The organism is Vibrio sp. 10N.222.46.A1 (assembly GCF_041473595.1).
GTDB classification, from domain to species: domain Bacteria; phylum Pseudomonadota; class Gammaproteobacteria; order Enterobacterales; family Vibrionaceae; genus Vibrio; species Vibrio tasmaniensis_A.
Map to the genome: position 1 here is coordinate 1 of NZ_JBFRSN010001074.1, position 3,761 is coordinate 3,761.

Sequence of the window (3,761 nt, forward strand, 5' to 3'; positions counted from 1 at the left end):
ATTACCAACTATAATTTAGGTTAAATGCTTCTCGTCAGATACTCAACAAGAGTTATTTTGAGGGTTTGATACGTTTTTTTTGCCGATGTGACTCGTTTTTTGTCATCAAAGCTAGATTCACGTACAAATATTAAGTATTTTATTACTCAGCTACTGCGCGTGTGAATATAAAGTGCAGTTGCCATAACTCCGAGCTCTCGCATGCTAAGTCGCACAGTGGTATTTGCTGTACCGATACGCATCAAGAGCCAGTGACATGTTGTCACAAGGGCTTAATTGGAAATGATTATGCCTCCCGTGTTTGGAAAGGTGTTCCGTGGCGCAACAATTCGAAGATAGATTCCATCGCAAGTTTTATTACTTGCGCTTGTCGGTTACAGACGTCTGTAACTTTAAATGTACTTACTGCTTGCCAGATGGTTATAAACCGTCAGGGCAAAAAAACTCGTCTTTTTTAAGTGTTCCTGAGATCAAACGCGTTGTTAAAGCGTTTGCTGATTGTGGTACCTCAAAGATCCGCATTACTGGCGGAGAGCCGAGTCTGCGTAAAGACTTTCCTGAAATCATACATACCGTTGCTTCTACTCCAGGCATTGAAAAAGTAGCCACCACAACGAATGGCTACCGCATGGAGAAACAAGTAGGGCAATGGCGTGATGCTGGTTTAACCCATATAAACGTGAGCGTGGATAGCTTAGATTCGCGCATGTTCCATCAGATCACTGGTGAGAACAAGTTTACTGAGGTTATGCGAGGTATTGATAAAGCGTTTGAGGTTGGCTTTGAACAAGTCAAAGTCAACGTCGTATTGATGAAAGACCTCAATAGTCAGGAATTACCAGCCTTCCTTAATTGGATTAAAGACAAACCTATTCAATTACGTTTTATCGAGCTGATGAAAACCGGCGAGATGGACGAGTTGTTCGATAAACACCATGTGTCTGGCGTTGCGATCCGCAACCAGCTTATTGCTAATGGTTGGCTGTTAAAAGTCAAAGCTGTTAACGATGGCCCGGCGCAAGTGTTTGTCCACCCAGACTACAAGGGTGAAATTGGTTTGATCATGCCTTACGAGAAAGACTTTTGTGAGAGTTGTAACCGACTGCGTGTTTCTGCGACCGGTAAACTTCACCTATGTCTGTTTGGCGACCACGGTGTTGAACTGAGAGATCTGATTCAAGAAGATCAACAAGAGCAAGAGCTCATTGATCGAATTCAGGCTCAGCTTCAAACCAAGTCCGTTAGTCACTTCTTACATGATGGCAACAGCGGCATGACTCCAAATTTGGCGTCAATCGGCGGTTAACCCGCTATATACTCTAAAGCATTTTATCGCTCAGCTTCTTTAAGCTGGGCGAATCAGTCTAATGAAAAATTTATATAGGTGAACAAATGGGTCACGCAGAAAGCAAATTTCAAGCAGCGAACATTGCAGTACTAACGGTTTCAGATACTCGTACAGAAGAAAATGACACGTCAGGTGGTTACCTAGCTGAGCATGCTAAGAAAGCTGGTCACAACGTGGTTGATAAGCAAATTGTTATCGATGACATGTACAAGATCCGTGCGATCGTATCTCAGTGGATTGCTGATGACAGCGTCCAAGCGATCATGATCACTGGTGGTACGGGTTTTACTTCTCGTGATAGCACCCCAGAAGCACTTAAGCCACTGTTCGACAAAGAAGTAGAAGGCTTTGGTGAGCTATTCCGCCAAGTGTCTTACGAAGAGATTGGTACTTCGACGATTCAATCGCGTGCAATCGCGGGTTTTGCTAACCACACGGTTATCTTTGCGATGCCAGGTTCTACAGGTGCGTGCCGTACAGGTTGGACTAAGATCATCAAGCAACAGATGGATGCTAGCCACCGTCCTTGTAACTTCATGCCACATCTTTCTGTATAAGGTGGTTTGAGCATGAGCCAATTTACCCACATTAACGCGTCTGGCGAAGCGAACATGGTCGATGTATCGGCTAAAGCGGAAACTGTACGCGAAGCGAGAGCGGAAGCTTTCGTTCAAATGTCAGCTGAAACGCTAGAACTGATTGTTTCTGGTAGCCACCATAAGGGTGATGTTTTTGCGACGGCACGTATTGCTGGCATCCAAGCGGCTAAGAAAACGTGGGACTTGATTCCACTGTGTCACCCTCTACTACTAACTAAAGTCGAAGTGCAGCTAGAAGCTATCGAGTCTGAAAACAAGGTTCGCATTGAATCTGTTTGTAAACTTGCGGGTAAGACGGGCGTTGAGATGGAAGCGCTTACGGCTGCTTCTGTTGCTGCGCTAACGATTTACGATATGTGTAAAGCCGTTCAAAAAGACATTGTTATCGAAAATGTACGCCTGTTAGAGAAGACGGGTGGTAAATCTGGTCACTTCAAGGTGGAATCATGATTACTGTACTGTTCTTTGCTCAAACTCGTGAACTTGTCGGTGTCGATAGCCTAGAAGTCGATGCACAATTCAATACTATTGAAGCGATTCGCAGCCACCTTGTAACACAAGAAGGCAAATGGGATATCGCATTGGAGGAGGGCAAACTTCTGGCTGCGCTTAACCAATCAATCGTACCTTTGACAACTGAAGTGAAAGACGGCGATGAAGTGGCTTTCTTCCCACCGGTTACTGGAGGTTAGCCATGAACGACTCTCGAGTTATTGATCCAAGAGTACTAGTTACGGCAGAAGATTTTTCTGTGGGTGACGAATACGATTATCTAGCTCAAGGCACAGCTGCAGGAGCGGTAGTGACGTTTGTTGGTAAAGTTCGCGACATGAACCTTGGCGACAACGTGATTGGTTTGTCTCTAGAGCACTATCCGGGTATGACAGAGAAGTCGCTGAGCGAGATCTGTGATCAAGCTGAAGCGCGCTGGCCTATTCAGAAGATGCGAGTGATTCACCGTGTTGGTGACCTAGATATCGGTGACCAGATTGTTTACGTTGGTGTATCCAGTGCGCACCGAGGGGCTGCCTTCGAAGCGTGCGAGTTTGTTATGGACTTCCTCAAAACCAAAGCGCCGTTTTGGAAAAAAGAACGTACCACTGAAACAACTCGCTGGGTTGATTCTCGCGATTCTGATACCAAAGCTGCAGAGCGCTGGAAAAAGTAAATTATCCCACATAATGTTTCGTCCTTAACGTGATAACGCATTTCAGGTTAGGACTTAGGTAATAAAGCCGACGTTGAACGTCGGTTTTTTTGTGCGTGCAACAAAGTCATTTATAAAAAATAGGGTGTTTATTAAATGATTAATCATTCGAGTTGCATATAAATTCTTTGGCTTATTTTTTCTGTACTGGTGCAGCTCTGCATCTGTTTTGGTGCAGTGCATTATGCTGTTTTGTATAAAGTGATAATCCTCACAAATAGTACAGTCTATTTAGGGGATATGTGATGTGCACTTAGATTTAATGTGGCATTAATGTTAACTTATCAAAGGTGTTCTAGCATAAGATGCTAAAAAAAAGTATCAACACAGATACATCAACACTAAAGGCTGTTATTTAATAAATCCCTATGTGTAACTCACTATTCATTAGGATTTTATTAGATATTTACACTGATACCTTGAGTATTTCGGAGAATTATCCGATTTTTTGCGACTTGTTTATGGCAAATTACTTCAATGGTTGATAGTGTGTGCCTCAATCTTTGTAAGGTTTTAGATTTTTATGCTTATATTTTAAGCTAAATAAATCTAAATCACTGCCGTTCAGTGAACTTAGCAAAGAAGTCATGGATGCAATACGAAAAAC

General features: G+C 43.2%; 5 protein-coding genes and 1 riboswitch. All 5 genes read left to right on the plus strand.

Annotated features, from left to right (window positions below):
* Positions 1 to 175 precede the first annotated feature (175 nt).
* Positions 176 to 328, plus strand: a riboswitch (molybdenum cofactor riboswitch).
* The 5 genes from moaA (at position 317) to moaE (ending at position 3,115) form a co-directional block, all read left to right on the plus strand.
* Positions 317 to 1,306, plus strand: coding sequence for a GTP 3',8-cyclase MoaA (moaA, locus tag AB4496_RS23855; RefSeq protein ID WP_009848642.1), 990 nt, complete (start codon positions 317 to 319; stop codon positions 1,304 to 1,306). It overlaps the preceding riboswitch by 12 nt.
* Before the next feature lie 86 nt (positions 1,307 to 1,392).
* Entirely contained in the window at positions 1,393 to 1,905 is a 513-nt protein-coding gene (gene moaB / locus AB4496_RS23860; protein WP_009848641.1) for a molybdenum cofactor biosynthesis protein B, read from the plus strand.
* Positions 1,906 to 1,917: 12 nt separating this feature from the next.
* Positions 1,918 to 2,397 carry a cyclic pyranopterin monophosphate synthase MoaC gene (gene moaC / locus AB4496_RS23865; protein ID WP_004734026.1) on the plus strand — a complete coding sequence of 160 codons (480 nt, stop codon included), beginning with the start codon at positions 1,918 to 1,920 and terminating at the stop codon, positions 2,395 to 2,397.
* On the plus strand, positions 2,394 to 2,639 hold the full coding sequence (gene moaD / locus AB4496_RS23870) for a molybdopterin synthase sulfur carrier subunit (protein ID WP_009848640.1): 246 nt from the start codon (positions 2,394 to 2,396) through the stop codon (positions 2,637 to 2,639). The genes moaC and moaD overlap by 4 nt, the downstream gene beginning before the upstream one ends.
* A 2-nt stretch (positions 2,640 to 2,641) precedes the next feature.
* The gene (gene moaE, locus AB4496_RS23875) at positions 2,642 to 3,115 is read left to right on the plus strand and encodes a molybdopterin synthase catalytic subunit MoaE (protein WP_009848639.1); all 474 of its coding nucleotides are present in this window, start codon (positions 2,642 to 2,644) and stop codon (positions 3,113 to 3,115) included.
* Positions 3,116 to 3,761: the final 646 nt, after the last annotated feature.

What these genes read in the sequence shown, in the direction of transcription:
- moaB (WP_009848641.1), top strand. Translation starts at nt 1,393, where the DNA reads ATGGGTCACGCAGAAAGCAAATTTCAAGCAGCGAACATTGCAGTACTA.
- moaC (WP_004734026.1), top strand. Translation starts at nt 1,918, where the DNA reads ATGAGCCAATTTACCCACATTAACGCGTCTGGCGAAGCGAACATGGTC.
- moaE (WP_009848639.1), top strand. Translation starts at nt 2,642, where the DNA reads ATGAACGACTCTCGAGTTATTGATCCAAGAGTACTAGTTACGGCAGAA.
- moaD (WP_009848640.1), top strand. Translation starts at nt 2,394, where the DNA reads ATGATTACTGTACTGTTCTTTGCTCAAACTCGTGAACTTGTCGGTGTC.